Below are 15,056 nucleotides of genomic sequence, written 5' to 3'. Positions count from 1 at the left end.
AAATTGACACCCCCCAGGGCAGGGCGGAACCTGTAGGCCGCGAGCGGAACCCCCCGAGGGGGTGGCCTCATGCACGGAGTAAGGAGCAACGCCTTCGCCGAGACTCATAACGGCGATCCGTGTCTCCCTCCGTGGCAGGGCCCTGACTCATACCGATTGCCGTGCGCCAGTTACCCGGAAGCGGTCCGCGCGAGCGGCGCACACGCCCCGCGTGCGGTGCCCGGCCCGGCCCGGGCGCCACCACGGGACGCTTGGCCATACGTATCAGGTTGGACGCCTTTCGGTGCCCCTCAAGCAGCGAAGAAAAAGGAACCAGCAATGAGAAGGATCGCCGCAGCCATAAGCGCCGTCCTGCTCCTCACCCTCAGCTTGGTCTTCACCGAGGCGGGGGTTTCTCGGGCGGCGGCTCCACCGGTCACACCCGTGCTCATGCACATCCGCTTCGCCCACGCGGCCAGCGCCCGGGTGGACATCGTCACCTTCGTCTTCCGGCCGTCAGCGCCGAAAGATGTCAGAGCCGAGTACGTGCCGAGATCGGGGCTGATCCAGGACGGATCCGGTAATCGAGTCTTTGTGCTGGGCCGATCCTTCGTGAAGGTCACCTTCCACAATTCCGCCGCGCACAACATCGAAGGTCGACCCACCGCTCCAAGGAACCTCTTCCCTCTCGGCCGGACAACGAATGTCGTCCACGTGAAGCAGGGCGGCGACTTCGAGGGTGTGGTGACCTACTACCTCGGGCTGTGTGGACGCAGGCCAGCACCGCCGGCGCATCCGACCGTGAGCAGCGTGGGCCGCGACGTCATCCTGAGCATCCCAACGCGGTAGCGGTAACACGCCACAGCGCCCTGCCCCGTTGCGCGATCGACGCTTTGGTGTTCGTGGCGTTGATGAACGCGAGGTAGGAGGTCCGTCTGCCTCGACGCTTCCCCGATCGACGCCACATTGTGGGCGTTACCCGATTCTGATCGATGGGCCAGGCGGGCCGGTGGATGAACGTCCAGGACAGATCCGGTACAAAAAATCCGGTACAAAATGGACAACACCGGCCCACCAGGCCATCGGGATCAAAATATCCCGGGAGCCCAGGCTAGCAGTTGACGAACTCCGGTTGCTGGTTGAGGACCTGGCTCTCCGGGGAGACGAAGCGGCGGTACTGCTCGCCGCTCGTGGCCTGGGGGCGGAAAGCGGCCAGCCGATGGCAGTTCTGGAAGGCCAGCGCCACGCCGAAGTGCCGTTCCAGAGCCGCGCGTATCGAGGTGCTGGCCATCGCCCGCAACAGCTGGCCCTGCTCGGCGTCGTCCGCGGGCGGGGTCTGGTTGTCGGCGAAGTCGCGGGTTGCGGTGGGCAGCTCGCCGGCGAGCCGCTCGACCAGGCCGTAGGCGTAGGGCAGGGAAGTGCGGATGCAGGCGAGGAAGTCGGCCTCGTCGACGTGACCTTGTTCGGCCTGCTCCAACAGGTCGGGCGACACCGTCAGGGACATGGATACCTCCTGGGCTGGTGGCAGCGACAACGATCACCACTGTCTTGGATGTAACAACCGTTGTCAATACCAACAGTAATACTCCGTATGCAGATCGATTGCGCCGCGACGGGGCGCCCCGACACCCCGCCGGATCTGCCATGCGATGCGACGCGTCCGCCTCCATGCACCCGGCGCACGCCCCGGTGGACGGTACAGGACGTCCGACCCGACAAAGCACCTGGTCGATCATGTGGACGGTTGGACGGACGGTTGGACGGTTGGACGGTTGGACGGTTGGACGGGTGGACGGACGGGTGGACGGGTGGACGGGTGGACGGGTAGGCGGCGGGGAGGCTCGCCCCGCGTCATCGCCGACCGCTCGAACTCGAACTTGTAACGGTTTCCATTAGCGACTACCTTTGCGGCAATGAATCCCGGTCCTGCTAGCAGGTCCGGTCGGGTAACAAGCAGGGAGATCGTGGTGGATGGTGCACGGCTGGTCACGGTGCGGCGCTGGCGGGTGCGGCCCGGGCGGGNGCCGCGCGGCCTGGGGGTAGTGGCCGCCGGCGTGGCGATGGTCGTGGCCGCGTGTGGGACGTCCTCGTCGGGGAACACCGGGACCGGCGCCACCGGCGGCAAGAAGATCACCGTGGTGGCGGCCGAGAACTTCTGGGGCAGCATCGCCGCCCAGCTGGGGGGCGACCGGGTGGCGGTCACCAGCATCATCGACAATCCCGACGCCGACCCGCATGACTATGAGCCGACCCCCGCCGACGGCCGGGCGATCGCCGGTGCGCGGCTGTTCATCGACAACGGCGTCGGCTACGACCCGTGGGCGGGCAAGCTGGCGGCGGCCAACCCGGCGACCGGGCGGGTGACGCTGACCGTCGGCGACCTGGTCGGCGCGAAGGACGGCGACAACCCGCATCGCTGGTACAACCCGGATGACGTCGCGAAAGTGATCGACCAGGTCACCGCCGACTACAAGAAGATCGNCCCCGTCGACTCGGGCTACTTCGATCAGCAGCGGGCATCCTTCACCGCCACGACCCTCAAGCCGTACACCGATCTCATCGCGACAATCAAGAAGAAGTATGCCGGGACGCCGGTCGGGGCCTCGGAGAGCATCTTCGCGATGCTGTCCCCAGCGCTCGGGCTGAACCTGCTGACCCCGCCGGCCTTCCTGCGTGCGATCTCGGAGGGCAGCGATCCGACTGTCGCGGACAAGAGCACCAGCGACAGCCAGATCAAGACCGGGAAGATCAAAATCTACGTCTACAACAGCCAGAACGCCACCCCGGACGTGCGGCGGCAGATCGAGGAGGCGAAGGCGGCCCACATCCCGGTGACCACCATCACCGAGACGCTCGTCCCGGCCGGAGCGTCGTTCCAGGACTGGCAGGTCGCCCAGTTGGAAGCCCTGCGCGGGTCGCTGGCGCAGGCAACCGGAAAGTAAGCGGAAGGTGACGAGAATGGCGGCGGTGGCGCACCCTCGAACCGACGGCGCGAGCGCCGAGGTTGACGCGGCGGTGGCGCCGGTCAGCGCCGGCAGGCCGGCCGCGCCGGCGGTGATGTTCGAGGGTGCGGCGGTTCGTCTCGGTGGGCGGATGGTGTGGAGCGGGGTGAACGTCGAGGCCGGCGCGGGGGAGTTCGTCGCGATCCTCGGTCCCAACGGCGTCGGTAAGTCCACCCTGCTCAAGGCGGCCCTTGGCCTGCTGCCGCTGGCCGCGGGGCGGGTGGTGGTGCTGGGCCGGCATCCCGGGCGGGCCCGCACCGAGGTCGGTTATCTGCCGCAGCGACGGAGCTTCGACCCGTCGGTACGGATCCGGGGGCTTGACATCGTCCGCCTCGGTCTCGACGGCCACCGGTGGGGTCTGCCGCTGCCCGGCGGAGATCGCGCCCGGACCGCGCGGCGGCGCGTCGCCGAACTCGTCGAGCAGGTCGGCGCCACCGGCTACGCCCACCAGCCGATCGGCCGGCTGTCCGGTGGGGAGCAGCAGCGGCTTCTGATCGCCCAGGCGCTCGCCCGCCGGCCCCGGCTGCTGCTTCTCGACGAACCGTTGGACAGCCTGGACCCGCCCAACGCCGCCTCGGTCGCGACCCTCATCCGCACCATCTGCCAGACGGCGGGGGTGACCGTGCTGATGGTCGCCCACGACGTCAACCCAATCCTGTCCAGCCTCGACCGGGTCATCTACCTCGCCGGCGGCGGCGCGGTCTCGGGCCCTCCCGCCGAGGTCATCACCAGTGCGACGTTAAGCCGGCTCTACCAGGCCCCCATCGAGGTGCTGACCACCTCCGACGGGCGCCTCGTCGTCGTCGGCCAGCCCGAGCCGCCCGCCGTACACGCCGACCGTCACGACGGGACCGGCCACCTGTGATCACTGCAGCGGTGGTCGCGACCGACGCGGGCCTGTCGTGGGACCTGGTCCGCGACGTTCGGCAGATGTTCGCCTACCCGTTCATGGTGAACGCGTTCCGGGCCGGAACCATCGTCGCGCTGACCGCCGGGGCAACCGGATGGTTCATGGTCCTACGCCGCCAGGCCTTCGCCGGCCACACCCTCGCCGTGGCCGGTTTCCCGGGCGCGGCCGGGGCGATCTGGCTCGGCTTGGGCGCGACCTACGGCTACTTCGCCTTCTGCCTCACCGCGGCGCTGATCATCGCGGCCATCCCCGGGGCGGGCGGGGCAGCCGCCGGGCGGGCCGCGGAGTCGGCCACCATCGGTACCGTCCAGGCGTTCGCGCTGGCCTGCGGATTCCTGTTCGTCAGCCTGTACAAGGGATTCCTCGGCGGGGTCAACACGCTGCTGTTCGGCAGCTTCCTGGGAATCACCGACGACATGGTCCTCACGCTGACCGCCGTCGCCGTGGCGGTCCTGGCAGTGCTGGCGCTCATCGGGCGGCCGCTGCTGTTCGCCTCGCTCGATCCAGCCGTGGCTGCCGCCGCCGGAGTGCCGGTGCGGGGTCTGTCGGTGGCTTTCCTGATCATGCTCGGGAGCACCGCCGCGGAGGTCAGCCAGATCACCGGAACCCTCCTCGTCTTCACCCTGCTGGTCATCCCGGCCGCGACCGCACAGGTCCTCACCACCCGACCGGCCCTCAGCCTCACGCTCACCGTGCTGCTAGGCCTGCTGGTCACCTGGGCCGGGCTGACCGTGGCCTACTACTCGCCCTATCCGATCGGCTTTTTCATCACCAGCTTCTCCTTCGGCCTGTACCTCCTCGCCCGTCTCGCCGTCGGCGCGCACGACCTGCTCGGCCGGGCCGCCCGCGTCCCCCGGATGACCGGAGCAGCAGCATGACCGCGGCCACGGCGGACACGGGACTGACCGCGATGTTCGAGCACCCGTTCATGCAGAATGCGTTCATCGCCGGAACGGGGATTGCCATGGCGGCCGGACTCGTCGGCTACTTCCTCGTCCTGCGGGCCCAGGTCTTCACCGCCGACGCGTTGTCCCATGTGGCGTTCACCGGCGCACTCGCCGCCCTGGCCACCGGGATCGACGCCCGAGTCGGCCTGTTCGCCGCCACCGTCGCCGTCGGATGCGCCCTCGGCGCCCTCGGCGCCCTCGGCCCCCGCGGCCACGCCGATGACGTCGTCATCGGCAGCGTGTTCGCCTGGGTCCTCGGCCTCGGGGTGCTCTTCCTCNCCCTTTACNCCNCCCNCCGCAACACCGGCAACGGCACCGCCGGTGTCACCGTCCTGTTCGGCTCGATCTTCGGCCTGGACGCCTCCCACGCCTGGGAGGCTGCCATACTCGCCGTAATCCTCTGTCTCGCCACCATCGCGATCGGGCGTCCCCTGCTGTTCGCCAGCCTGGACGGCGCGGTCGCGGCCGCCCGAGGTGTCCCCGTCCGCCTCCTCGGCGTCGGTTTCCTCGGCCTCGTCGGGGCGACCGCAGCCGATGCCACCCAGGCCGTCGGTNCCCTGCTGCNCCTCGGTATGCTCGCCGCNCCCGCCGGCACCGCCCACCGGCTCACCGCCCACCCTTACCACGGAATGATGATCTCCACCGCGGTGGCGGTCGCGGTGACCTGGGTCGGGCTGACCACCAGCTACCTCNCCCCGCGGATCCCCCCGAGCTTCGCCATCCTTGCCACCGCCACCGCCACCTACACCGTCACGCTGATCGTCACCCGACTGGTCGCGGACTCGGGCTTGGCGCGGCCGGTGCGGCATCTGTCCGCGGATGCGCCTCGTTCGGCCTGATCGAACCCACCGGCGCCACCAGCGCGGTCGCGCGCAATCCCGGGAGGCGCCAGGTCAGAGCCCGAGCAGCCGGCCGCAGATCGACTCGACCGCGCCCGGCACGCCCGGGTTGTGCCGCAGGTGCGGGGTGCGGGCCGTGTCGTTGACGACGGCGACCGCGGCGTGCACCCGGATCCGGGCGGCGGTGGGGTCGAGCTCGGGGTGCACGAGCCGGAGCAGGTGAACCCATTCGGTGAGGTAGTCGTGCTGGGCCCGACGGGCGGCGTGGCGTTCGTCCTCCGGCAGATGCTCGACTTCGGTGATCAGCAGCCCGATCAGGTCGTGGTGGGCCTGGGTGAACCGGATGTAGGAGCCGACCAGTCGGCGCAGGGCGTCGGCGGCGCCGTTCGAAGTCCGATAGATCGCGCTGACGTCCATCAACAGGGCGGCCGTGCTGCGCTGGAACGCGGTGCGCAGCATGTCCAGCTTGCTCGGGAAGTGGTGGTAGACGCTGGGGCCGGTGATGCCGACGGCGTTGCCGACGTCCTCGATGCCGACGCCGGCGTAGCCGTGGGTGGCGAACATCCGCACCGCCTGGGTGAGCAGCGCCTCGCGGCGGGAGGCCAGCCGCAACGGCGGTCCGGCCGGTGGTGGCGGTCCGGCCGGTGGTGGCGGCGATGCGGCGCAGGTGCCGGGCAGCGGGGTGTCCAGCACGAGGTCGGTGAGCTCGGCGAGCAGGTCGTCGTAGGCGGGCCGGGGCAGGTCCAGGTGGTGGAAGGACGGGCTCATCAGCACGGCCAGCATCGCCCAGGTGAGCAGGTCCGCGGTGGGGGCGTCGAGCTCGGGGCGGGCGGCGCGCACCCGGCCGGTGAGGCGGCGTCCGATCTCGCGGACCTCGGCGCGCAGCAGGGCATGGTCGTCAGGGGTCAGATGGCGGGCTTCGCGCTGCCAGAGCACGCCGATATGGCGTTCGTCGAGGCAGCGAGCGGCGAGCCGGGCCGACGCCGTGGCGTGGTCGGCGCGGTCGGCGAGATCGAGATCATCGAGCAGGTGCCGCAGCGGGGCCAGGCCTGCGGCGATGACCTCGCGGAGCAGGTCCTGTTTACCGGAGAAGTGCCGGTACAGCGCGGACGGGCCGACCGCCACGGCTTCGGCGAGATCGGNCATGCCGATCTGGTCGTAGCCGCGGCGGGCGAACAGGTCCGAGGCGGCGCCAAGGATCAGCGCCCGCCGGTTACGCGGGCGGGTGCCGCGCGGCGGCGCAAGCGTGCGGTCCGGCAGAACAACCCCCTCGGTACAACCCCCTCGGTCTCCTCGGTGTGGATCAGCCTACCTTCTCGTAGAGGGTGACCACGGCGGCGCCGCCGAGGCCGATGTTATGCTGCAGCGCCACGGTCACGTCCTCGACTTGGCGCTTGTCGGCCTCGCCGCGCAGCTGCCACACCAGCTCCGCGCACTGCGCCAACCCGGTCGCGCCCAGCGGGTGCCCCTTGGACAGCAGCCCACCCGACGGATTGGTCACCACCCGGCCGCCGTAGGTGTTGTCGCCGTCGACGATGAACTTCTCCGCCGTGCCCTCCGGAGTCAGCCCCAGCGCCTCGTAGGTCATCAGCTCATTGGTGGTGAAGCAGTCGTGCAGCTCCACCACGCGCACATCGAGCGGGTCCACCCCGGCCACCTCGTACACCTGCCGCGCGGCGGCCGCGGTCATGTCGTAACCGACCAGGCGCATCAGGTCCCCGTCGANCGAGGACGGGGTATCCGTGGTCATCGCCTGCGCGGTGATCGCCACATCGGCGCGCAGGCCGTGGGCGCGCGCGAAGTCCTCGGAAACGACCACCGCGGCGGCCGCGCCACAGGTGGGCGGGCAGCACTGCAGCCGGGTCAGCCAACCGAGGATCCGCGGCGAGGCAAGAACCTCCTCCACGGTCACCGGATCAGTGAACACCGCATACGGGTTGTTGGCCGCGTGCCGGCGCGACTTCACCGAGATCCGCGCGAATACCGCCGGGTCCATCCCGTACTTCTCACAGTAGGCCGCACCCGCACCGGCGAAGTACCGCGGTGCGAACGGCACCCCCTCGACCTCGCCCTGCACCTTGGTGACCACCTCGTCGAACCGCTCGAAGGCGTTGGGCCGGTCGTCCCACTGCATCGTCAGCGCGCCGCGCCGCATCTGCTCGAACCCGAACGCCAGCACGCAGTCCGCCGCCCCGGAAGCCACCGCCTGCCGCGCCAGGAACAGCGCCGACGACCCACTAGAGCAGTTGTTGTTCACGTTCACCACCGGCGCCCCGGTCATCCCCACCCGGTACAGCGCCTTCTGCCCGCTCGTCGAGTCGCCGTACACATAGCCGGCGTACGTCTGCTGGACCGCCGCCAGGTCGATCCCGGCATCGGCCAACGCCGCCCTGACCGCCCCCTCGGCCAGCACGTCGTAGCTGNCGCTCCTGCTCGGCGTCGCGAACGGCACCATGCCGACGCCCGCCACCATCNCCCGACCGCTCATCACCACTCCCTAGGCTAGCTGCTGTTCACTTAATACCGTGAGCACCACAGTAGCGCACGTCAGGGGGAGAGGTGTGGCGTAAGCATGCTTGCGAGGATTCACAAGGCGGAGCGATGCGGATGCGTCACGGCCTGCGGTCGAGCGAAGTTCCACGCCGGTCAGTGGTTGAGCGCCCACAGGCCGACCAGGTTCGCGAAGGTGAAGACCACCGCGATGACGACGGCGAGGATGAGCCGCCTGCGGCGCTCGCGGCGGCGCCAGGTGGCCCGCGCCCGCCGGTAGGCGTCGGGCGACACGGGCACGCCGCCGGCGAGAGCGTCCAGGGCGTCGTGCAGCCGTCGTTCGGTGTCGCTGAGCGGCCCGGTGTGATATATCATGTCTGGGACTCCATCGCGCGGGACAGCGCCGTCATTCCTCGCGCCACATGGGATTTCACTGCGCCGCAGGAAATCCCCATGACTGCGGCTATCTCGGATTCCTTCAGATCGAGCCAGTACCGCAGTACCAGGGCCTCCCGCTGGCGCGGCGACAGCCGCTGTAACGCGACGACTACAGCTCGCTGTTCGTGCCGCAGCAGCGCTTGCGTCTCCGCCGATTCTACCTGGTCTGATGGCCATCCCATGTTTTTTCGGACAACCTGGAGATGGCGCAGTCGCATTCGGGTGAGATTGCAGACTATGCTACGTAGATACGGCAGGGTGGCGGTCGAGTCCCGCAGTTTTCGCCAGCGCCGGTAGAGCTCGTAGAACGCCTGCGCGGCGATATCCTCCGGGTCGTCCGCGCCGAGGAGGGCGGCCAGTCGTACCAATGAGACGTAGTGGGTGTTGAAGAGCCGCGCGATGGCGGTCTCCCGATCAAGATCGTGAAGATTCACCTGGATCTTGTCGGCCGGCAGCAGAGTGGCGGCGTCGCCGGCAGTGACGGCTGCTGGATCTTTGGGAATGCCCTGCACCGCCCGCACCGCCCTCACCGCCATCCCGGCGCGTCCGGCCGGGGGAGTCGGTCCACCTGGGATGTCCGGCTGCTCCGGGCCACGCCGACGCGGTGAAGGACCGGGGTGAGCGCGGTGGCGACCGCCAGGTTCAGCCCGAGCGCGAGGAGCGCCGTGTACAGCGGCACGGACGCCCCGAACAGGTGCAGGTTCACCACCGCGGAGAATTCGCCGGAGGTTACCAGGCAGGTTCCCGCCGCCATTCCTACCGCCCATCCGGCAAGCAGCGCACCGCGATGCAGCCAGGTGGAGAACAGGCCGATCCCGACCGCCGGGAAGGTCTGGAGTATCCAGACCCCGCCCAGCAGCTGCAGATCGATGGCATCCTGGTCGCGCAGACCGAGCACGAAGGCGAATGCCCCGATCTTTGTCACCAGCGAGACACCGCGAGCCACCCGGACCTGATGCTTAGGGGTGGCCGTGGGGTGAAAATACTCGACGTATACGTTGCGGACGAAGAGCATGGCGACCGCCACCGACATCACCGCCGCGGGGACGAGCGCCGCGACAACGAGCGCGCCGAATACGACGCCGGTGACAACCGGTGGGGCCAGCTGCTGGACGAGCAGAGGGACAGCTGCTTCGGCCTGCCCGCGGGGTGTGCGTACCCCCGTGGCCAAGGCGGCAACGCCGAGCAGCCCGAAGAGTCCGAGCAGGCCCGTCCATGCGGGCAGGGTGACCGCCGAGCGGCGCAGGACGTCGGGGTCCTTCGCCGCAAATGCGGCGGTGAGCACGTGCGGGTACACCAGCAGGGCCATCGCCGAGCCGAGCACGAGGCTCGCGAACGAGGCGAACGTCGACGGCTCCAGCGTGAGCGACGGATCCGGCAAGCCGTCCGTGGCCATGTTCCGCCGTGCTGCGGCAAAGATCTCGCCGGGTCCGCCGAGCCTGGCTAGGACGAGTCCGACCACGGCGAAGACCGCCAAAAAGATCAGAATTCCTTTGGCGACCGAGACGAGTGCCGGAGCGCGGATGCCGCTGCGGTAGGTCGCGACGGCGAGCACCCCGAACACCGAGGCCAGCACCAGGTCGCCGGGCAGCCCAGGCGGGGTGAGGGCGCCGGCAACGAGCACCGCGCGGACGCCGACCAACTGCAGCGCGATGTACGGCGTGGTGGCCACGATTCCGGTCAGCGCCACGGCGAGCGCGAGCAGCGGCGACCGGTGGCGTTCCCGCACGTAGTCGCCCACCGTGACGTAATCATGGCGCCGAGCCGTCTCCGCCAGACGTGGGAGGAGCACGAAGGCCAGCGGATAGACGATGATCGTGTAGGGCAGCGCGAAGAAGCCGAGAGCGCCCACGCCGTAGACGAGGCCGGGCACCGCGGCGAAGGTATATGCGGTGTAGATCGCACCGCCGAGCAGGAACCAGGTCAGAACGCCACCGAACGGGCGCCCTGCGAGCGCCCACCCTTCCGGCGAGGGGAGCTCGTCCCGCCGATGGAACGCGCGCGCCCTTACCGATAGTAACGAAGTGCCTGCTATCGCGACGGTGAATCCCGCCACGGTCGTCCCGTCGGCCATCCGACACCTTCCGTTGCACGCGGCTTCCCGTACGGCGCGGCGAGGTCGCCGGTGGAAGCCCGCCCGGTCGTCCCCCGGTCCTTATTCCAGTTGCGCACCGAGCCGGCGCGGTTGACACGACATCATCCCGCAACAAGTCGTAAACCTGTAGCTCACCAAGTCGTAAACCGCGGAGGCGCGGCGAGCAACTCTCCCGGTGACACCATCGCGGCCTGCGTGACCACCCGGCCTGGGTACCTGGGCCGGCCGGTGGTCCACCAGGAAGATCAAAATGCAGGGAGATCAGGATGTGGCACGATGAGCAGGGCCGGGACACTCCGCTGGGTGTCCCGGCAAACTCCGCGGCAGGAATCCCGGCAGGGCCCGTGCCTGCAACAGACCGGCCGGCCGCCGGTCGTCCGGCCCGCGCGGCGGCACGTCGGCGGCAAACCGCCGCGGTCGCGTGTCTCGGGACACCGTTCGCAGCCCTGCTGGCGGTCCCGCTTTATGCGCATGATGAGCCACGGCTGGCCGGGGTGCCGTTCTTTTACTGGTATCAGCTTGCCTGGGTGCCCTTAAGCGCGCTGCTGACCGCCGCCGCTTGGCGGCTGGACAGCCGGGGGACGGCGCCGGAAGGCCTGCGGTGATCCAGGTCACCGACCGGGCCCGGGCCGCGCTCCGCGAGGGCGAGGTAGTTATTTTTGACTGGGCCCCGCTGGGGCTGTGCTGCGCCTGCACCGGTCAACTGTGGCTGCGCCCCGCGCCGCGGGCGCTTGTGCCGCGGCACCGGGGCTTCCGCCCGGTGGACGCGGATCCCGGTGGCAGCGCCGTAGCCCATCCACTCGCCTATCCGTTCCTCCTGGGCCGCGATGTCACAATCGACTGCCGCTCGCGGCTCGGCTTCCGGCGCTTCAGCACCGACCTGCCGCCCGATGTCGGGCTCGCTGACCTGCTCGGCCTGGCCGCTCTCGCCAAGGGACGCATCGTATGACTACCCATCTCGATACTGCCGGAACCGGTCTTCCGCCTGGCGGCGGTCGTGCGCCTGGCCATGGCCGGAGGACCGGCCGGCTCCGATCGATAGCCATCTGGACCACGGTGTCGGCGGTCGGCGCGATCAGCTGGGCTGTGCTCGCGATGTCCCGCCACGAGTCGATCTCTGCGGCGTGGATCCTGCTCGCCGGCCTGGGATCCTTCGCCATCGCCTACCGCTTCTACGCCCGGTTCATCGCAAACCGGGTGCTGCGGGTGGATGACAGCCGGGCGACGCCGGCCGAACGCCTCGACAACGGCGTCGACTACGAGCCGACCGACCGGCGGGTCCTGTTTGGCCACCACTTCGCTGCCATCGCCGGGGCCGGTCCGCTCGTCGGCCCGGTGCTCGCCGTACAGATGGGGTATCTGCCCGGGACGATCTGGATCATCGCCGGTGTTATTTTCGCCGGTGCCGTGCAGGACATGGTGACGTTGTTCTTCTCCATGCGGCGGGACGGCAAGAGCCTGGGCCAGATGGCGCGCGACGAGATCGGCCCGGTGGGCGGGACGGCGGCACTAGTCGCCGTCTTCGCCATAATGATCATTTTGCTGGCGGTGCTGGCGCTTGTCGTGGTGAACGCGCTCGCCGCCTCTGCATGGGGCACCTTCTCGATCGCGATGACCATCCCGATCGCCCTGTTCATGGGCATTTACCTGCGGGTGCTGCGACCCGGCCGGGTCGCTGAGGCCACCGCCGTCGGTGTCGCCGGACTGTTCGCGGCCCTTGTCGGCGGCCGCTGGATCCAGGACTCCGCCCTCGCCTCCGCCTTTACACTCAGCCCGAAGGCATTGGTCGCCTGCCTTGTCGGCTACGGCTTTGTCGCCTCGGTGCTGCCGGTGTGGCTCCTGCTCGCGCCCCGCGACTACCTCTCGACTTTTATGAAGGTCGGCACCATCGGGCTGCTCGCCATCGGCGTTCTCGTCGAATTTCCGGTACTTCAGGCGGACGCAGTCAGTACTTTCGCGACCAGGGGAAACGGGCCGGTGTTCGCCGGCAGCCTGTTCCCGTTCGTCTTCATCACCATCGCCTGCGGTGCCCTGTCCGGATTCCACTCCCTCATCGCGTCCGGCACCACGCCGAAGATGATTCAAAAGGAGTCCCAGGTCCGGTTCATCGGTTATGGGGCGATGCTGACCGAGTCCCTTGTCGCACTGATGGCGCTGATCGCGGCGGCGGTGCTCAGCCCGGGCCTCTACTACGCCATGAATGCGCCCGGTGGGGTCGTCGGCAAGACCGCGGCGTCGGCTGCGTCCGCGGTCACCGACCTCGGTTTCACCATCACCCCGGACGCCCTCGACTCCGCGGCCCGGGCCGTCGGTGAATCGACGCTGGTAGCCCGCACCGGAGGTGCACCGACGCTCGCTGTCGGCATGTCCAACATCCTTTCAGGCGCATTCGGGGGCGGCCGCCTCGCCGCCTTCTGGTACCACTTCGCGATCATGTTCGAGGCGCTGTTCATCCTGACCACTGTCGACGCCGGAACCCGGGTCGGCCGATTCATGTTGCAGGACATGCTCGGGAACGTATGGAAGCCAATCGGCCGGGTGAGCTGGTGGCCCGGGGTCTGGCTGAGCAGCGTGCTGGTGGTCGGCACCTGGGGCTACTTCCTCTGGACCGGGGCAACCGACCCGCTCGGCGGCATCAACCAGCTGTTCCCGCTGTTCGGGATGGCCAACCAGATGCTTGCCGCCATCGCATTGGCGGTCGTCACCACCCTGTTCGTCAAGAGTGGGCGAGCGCGGTGGGCCTGGGTGCCCGGCGTCCCGCTCGGCTGGGATGTCGCCGTCACCTTCACCGCGGCCTGGCAGAAGGTTTTCTCGGACGATCCCAAGCTCGGCTTCCTCGCCCAACGGCACCGCTATGCCGACGCGCTCGACGACGGCAGGGTTCTGGCGCCCGCGAGGAGTATCAGCGACATGCACAAAGTCGTCCAGAACTCGACCGTGGACGGGATCATAGCGATAGTGTTCGCTCTGCTAGTGCTCGTCGTGCTCGCCGATGCGGTACGGGTGTGCATACGGGCTGTCCGCACCCGGGCGCCGATAACCACCACCGAAGCGGACTATGTAGCCTCCCGTTTTGTCGCGTCCGGGGGATTGTTGGCGATCGCTGAAGAGCGCCAACTGCTCGCGGATGCGGTCCAGGCGGCCGGGGCCCCTCAGCCCGAGCCCGTCACACCGCCGCTGCGCCGCTGCGCCGCTGACAACATTCCGCGAAAATAGCGAGAGTTGAATCTGTTTGCGCCGGGACGAGCTGGCGACGGCCATCAGGCCGGAACCCGCTCGTCCCGGCGCGACCAATTGACGGGCCGGCGGCCGACGGGGCAATGGCCGTACGTTAAATGGCTCTTCGCGGTAGGCTGGAATGCGTGGTCACACGGCCACGGGCTTCGGTCAGGCTGTGTTCACGAGGTGTACTGATGGTCAATGTGTGGGGGTTAGTGTTCCTGGTGATGGCTGTGGGTGTGTGATAGATCCTTTGCATGAGGCGTGCGACGGGTTGACGCCCGCGGAGCAGGTGGAACGGGAGCGGGTCCGGATGGCTGCGGCTGACCGGTTCGCGGCGGGAACGACCCGAACGGAGATGGCGCGGGAATTCAAGGTGACCCCGAAAACGGCGGGCTGCGGGTATCGCGCCTGGGAATCGAGAGGCGTAGCCGGCACGGCTGGTCGGTCAGATGCCGGCCCGTCGTGCGCTGGAACGCGACGACACCGCGGCGCGGGAGTGGGTCAAGTGGGAGTGGCCGGCGCTACAACCACGGCGGCGGCCCGGGATGCCCGGGTCTGTTTCCTCGACGAGACAGGGCAGGGCCTGAGGCCGCCACGGGGCGGACGTGGGCGCGGCGTGGGGTGACCCCCGGTGGTGCGGGTACCCGGTCGGGGTGGGCCCGGGCGGGTGAGTGTGGTCGGGATGGTCTGCTACCGGTCCGGCTACACCCCCCGACCTGAACCAGCCCGAGAGGGTATCTGGTCCCATCTGAAACGCGCAACCACGCCGATCGGCTCCTTCGACGACAGCACCGAGGGTTTGTGCTGTCCATCGACAACCGCCGCCGCAGGTTGGCAACATCGAGCTCCCCGACCCGCTCACGTGCCCGGTCTCGCTCGGCCCGTGCCGCGCCCAACTCCGTCTCGTGACGCTCGGCCGCGTCCGCCACGGCCCGCCGCAGCCGTTCGTTCGTCGCGGCCAGCTTGTCGTTCACCGCCCGGGCCGCGACCTACTCGCCGGCCAGCTCCTCGGCTGCCGCGAGACGCGGCCCCATGACATCAGGGCTCCGTCAAAGTCTGTTTTGGCTGGTCAGGGCGATGATCTGGAGGACGAGCCCAGGGTCTCTGATGGTGGCTCGGCGGGCCTGTCTGATG

At 69.1% G+C, this 15,056-nt stretch carries 14 protein-coding genes and 2 pseudogenes; 8 read left to right on the top strand and 8 right to left on the bottom strand.

What is annotated here, in order from left to right; all coding sequences use genetic code 11:
* The first annotated feature begins 318 nt into the window (after positions 1-318).
* Positions 319-828, top strand: a complete 510-nt coding sequence (locus ALLO2_RS19275) for a hypothetical protein (RefSeq protein WP_023841665.1) — start codon at positions 319-321, stop codon at positions 826-828.
* A gap of 262 nt (positions 829-1,090) precedes the next feature.
* Here ALLO2_RS19275 and ALLO2_RS19270 read toward each other — a convergent pair whose 3' ends face one another.
* A complete protein-coding gene (locus tag ALLO2_RS19270; protein ID WP_011436891.1) occupies positions 1,091-1,483 on the bottom strand; it encodes an SCO5389 family protein in 393 nt (130 codons plus the stop codon).
* Positions 1,474-1,803, bottom strand: a pseudogene (locus ALLO2_RS28395) (PT domain-containing protein); the annotation flags it as partial. The gene ALLO2_RS19270 and the pseudogene ALLO2_RS28395, both read right to left, overlap by 10 nt.
* 143 nt (positions 1,804-1,946) lie before the next feature.
* Between ALLO2_RS28395 and ALLO2_RS19265 the strand changes: the two are divergent.
* The 4 genes from ALLO2_RS19265 to ALLO2_RS19250 are packed head-to-tail and all read left to right on the top strand — an operon-like array spanning position 1,947 to position 5,677.
* Positions 1,947-2,921 (top strand): metal ABC transporter solute-binding protein, Zn/Mn family, encoded by a 975-nt coding sequence (locus ALLO2_RS19265; RefSeq protein WP_035734017.1) that lies wholly within the window; start codon positions 1,947-1,949, stop codon positions 2,919-2,921.
* Between the two features lie 16 nt (positions 2,922-2,937).
* Entirely contained in the window at positions 2,938-3,846 is a 909-nt protein-coding gene (locus ALLO2_RS19260; protein WP_011436889.1) for a metal ABC transporter ATP-binding protein, read from the top strand.
* On the top strand, positions 3,843-4,769 hold the full coding sequence (locus ALLO2_RS19255) for a metal ABC transporter permease (protein ID WP_011436888.1): 927 nt from the start codon (positions 3,843-3,845) through the stop codon (positions 4,767-4,769). The genes ALLO2_RS19260 and ALLO2_RS19255 overlap by 4 nt, the downstream gene beginning before the upstream one ends.
* Positions 4,766-5,677 (top strand): metal ABC transporter permease, encoded by a 912-nt coding sequence (locus ALLO2_RS19250; protein WP_035733989.1) that lies wholly within the window; start codon positions 4,766-4,768, stop codon positions 5,675-5,677. The genes ALLO2_RS19255 and ALLO2_RS19250 overlap by 4 nt, the downstream gene beginning before the upstream one ends.
* Before the next feature lie 54 nt (positions 5,678-5,731).
* On the opposite strand, the gene ALLO2_RS19245 is transcribed toward ALLO2_RS19250, so the two are convergent.
* From ALLO2_RS19245 to ALLO2_RS19225, 5 genes are all read right to left on the bottom strand, one after another.
* Entirely contained in the window at positions 5,732-6,877 is a 1,146-nt protein-coding gene (locus ALLO2_RS19245) for a TetR/AcrR family transcriptional regulator (RefSeq protein ID WP_255361221.1), read from the bottom strand.
* Positions 6,878-6,980: 103 nt separating this feature from the next.
* Positions 6,981-8,165 carry a lipid-transfer protein gene (locus ALLO2_RS19240; RefSeq protein ID WP_035734012.1) on the bottom strand — a complete coding sequence of 395 codons (1,185 nt, stop codon included), beginning with the start codon at positions 8,163-8,165 and terminating at the stop codon, positions 6,981-6,983.
* A gap of 158 nt (positions 8,166-8,323) precedes the next feature.
* The gene (locus ALLO2_RS19235; protein ID WP_011436884.1) at positions 8,324-8,542 is read right to left on the bottom strand and encodes a hypothetical protein; all 219 of its coding nucleotides are present in this window, start codon (positions 8,540-8,542) and stop codon (positions 8,324-8,326) included.
* Complete coding sequence (locus tag ALLO2_RS19230; RefSeq protein ID WP_011436883.1) at positions 8,539-9,135, bottom strand: sigma-70 family RNA polymerase sigma factor; 597 nt, start codon at positions 9,133-9,135, stop codon at positions 8,539-8,541. The genes ALLO2_RS19235 and ALLO2_RS19230 overlap by 4 nt, the downstream gene beginning before the upstream one ends.
* Entirely contained in the window at positions 9,132-10,679 is a 1,548-nt protein-coding gene (locus tag ALLO2_RS19225) for a sodium:solute symporter (RefSeq protein WP_023841663.1), read from the bottom strand. Before ALLO2_RS19225 ends, ALLO2_RS19230 begins: the two co-directional genes overlap by 4 nt.
* A gap of 365 nt (positions 10,680-11,044) precedes the next feature.
* On the opposite strand from ALLO2_RS19225, the gene ALLO2_RS19220 reads away from it, so the two are divergent.
* The 3 genes from ALLO2_RS19220 to ALLO2_RS19210 are packed head-to-tail and all read left to right on the top strand — an operon-like array spanning position 11,045 to position 13,916.
* On the top strand, positions 11,045-11,305 hold the full coding sequence (locus tag ALLO2_RS19220; RefSeq protein ID WP_076807387.1) for a DUF3311 domain-containing protein: 261 nt from the start codon (positions 11,045-11,047) through the stop codon (positions 11,303-11,305).
* Positions 11,302-11,649: a hypothetical protein gene (locus ALLO2_RS19215; RefSeq protein ID WP_011436880.1), complete on the top strand. Its 348-nt coding sequence runs from the start codon at positions 11,302-11,304 to the stop codon at positions 11,647-11,649. Before ALLO2_RS19220 ends, ALLO2_RS19215 begins: the two co-directional genes overlap by 4 nt.
* A complete protein-coding gene (locus tag ALLO2_RS19210; protein WP_011436879.1) occupies positions 11,646-13,916 on the top strand; it encodes a carbon starvation CstA family protein in 2,271 nt (756 codons plus the stop codon). Before ALLO2_RS19215 ends, ALLO2_RS19210 begins: the two co-directional genes overlap by 4 nt.
* Before the next feature lie 771 nt (positions 13,917-14,687).
* Here ALLO2_RS19210 and ALLO2_RS27485 read toward each other — a convergent pair.
* Positions 14,688-14,908 (bottom strand): annotated as a pseudogene (locus tag ALLO2_RS27485) (IS66 family transposase); the annotation flags it as partial.
* Positions 14,909-15,056 lie beyond the last annotated feature (148 nt).

Source organism: Frankia sp. Allo2 (genome assembly GCF_000733325.1).
Taxonomy (GTDB): Bacteria; Actinomycetota; Actinomycetes; order Frankiales; family Frankiaceae; genus Frankia; species Frankia casuarinae.
Note: the sequence above shows the minus strand (reverse complement) of the source record. Positions and strands in the feature narration are given on the sequence as shown.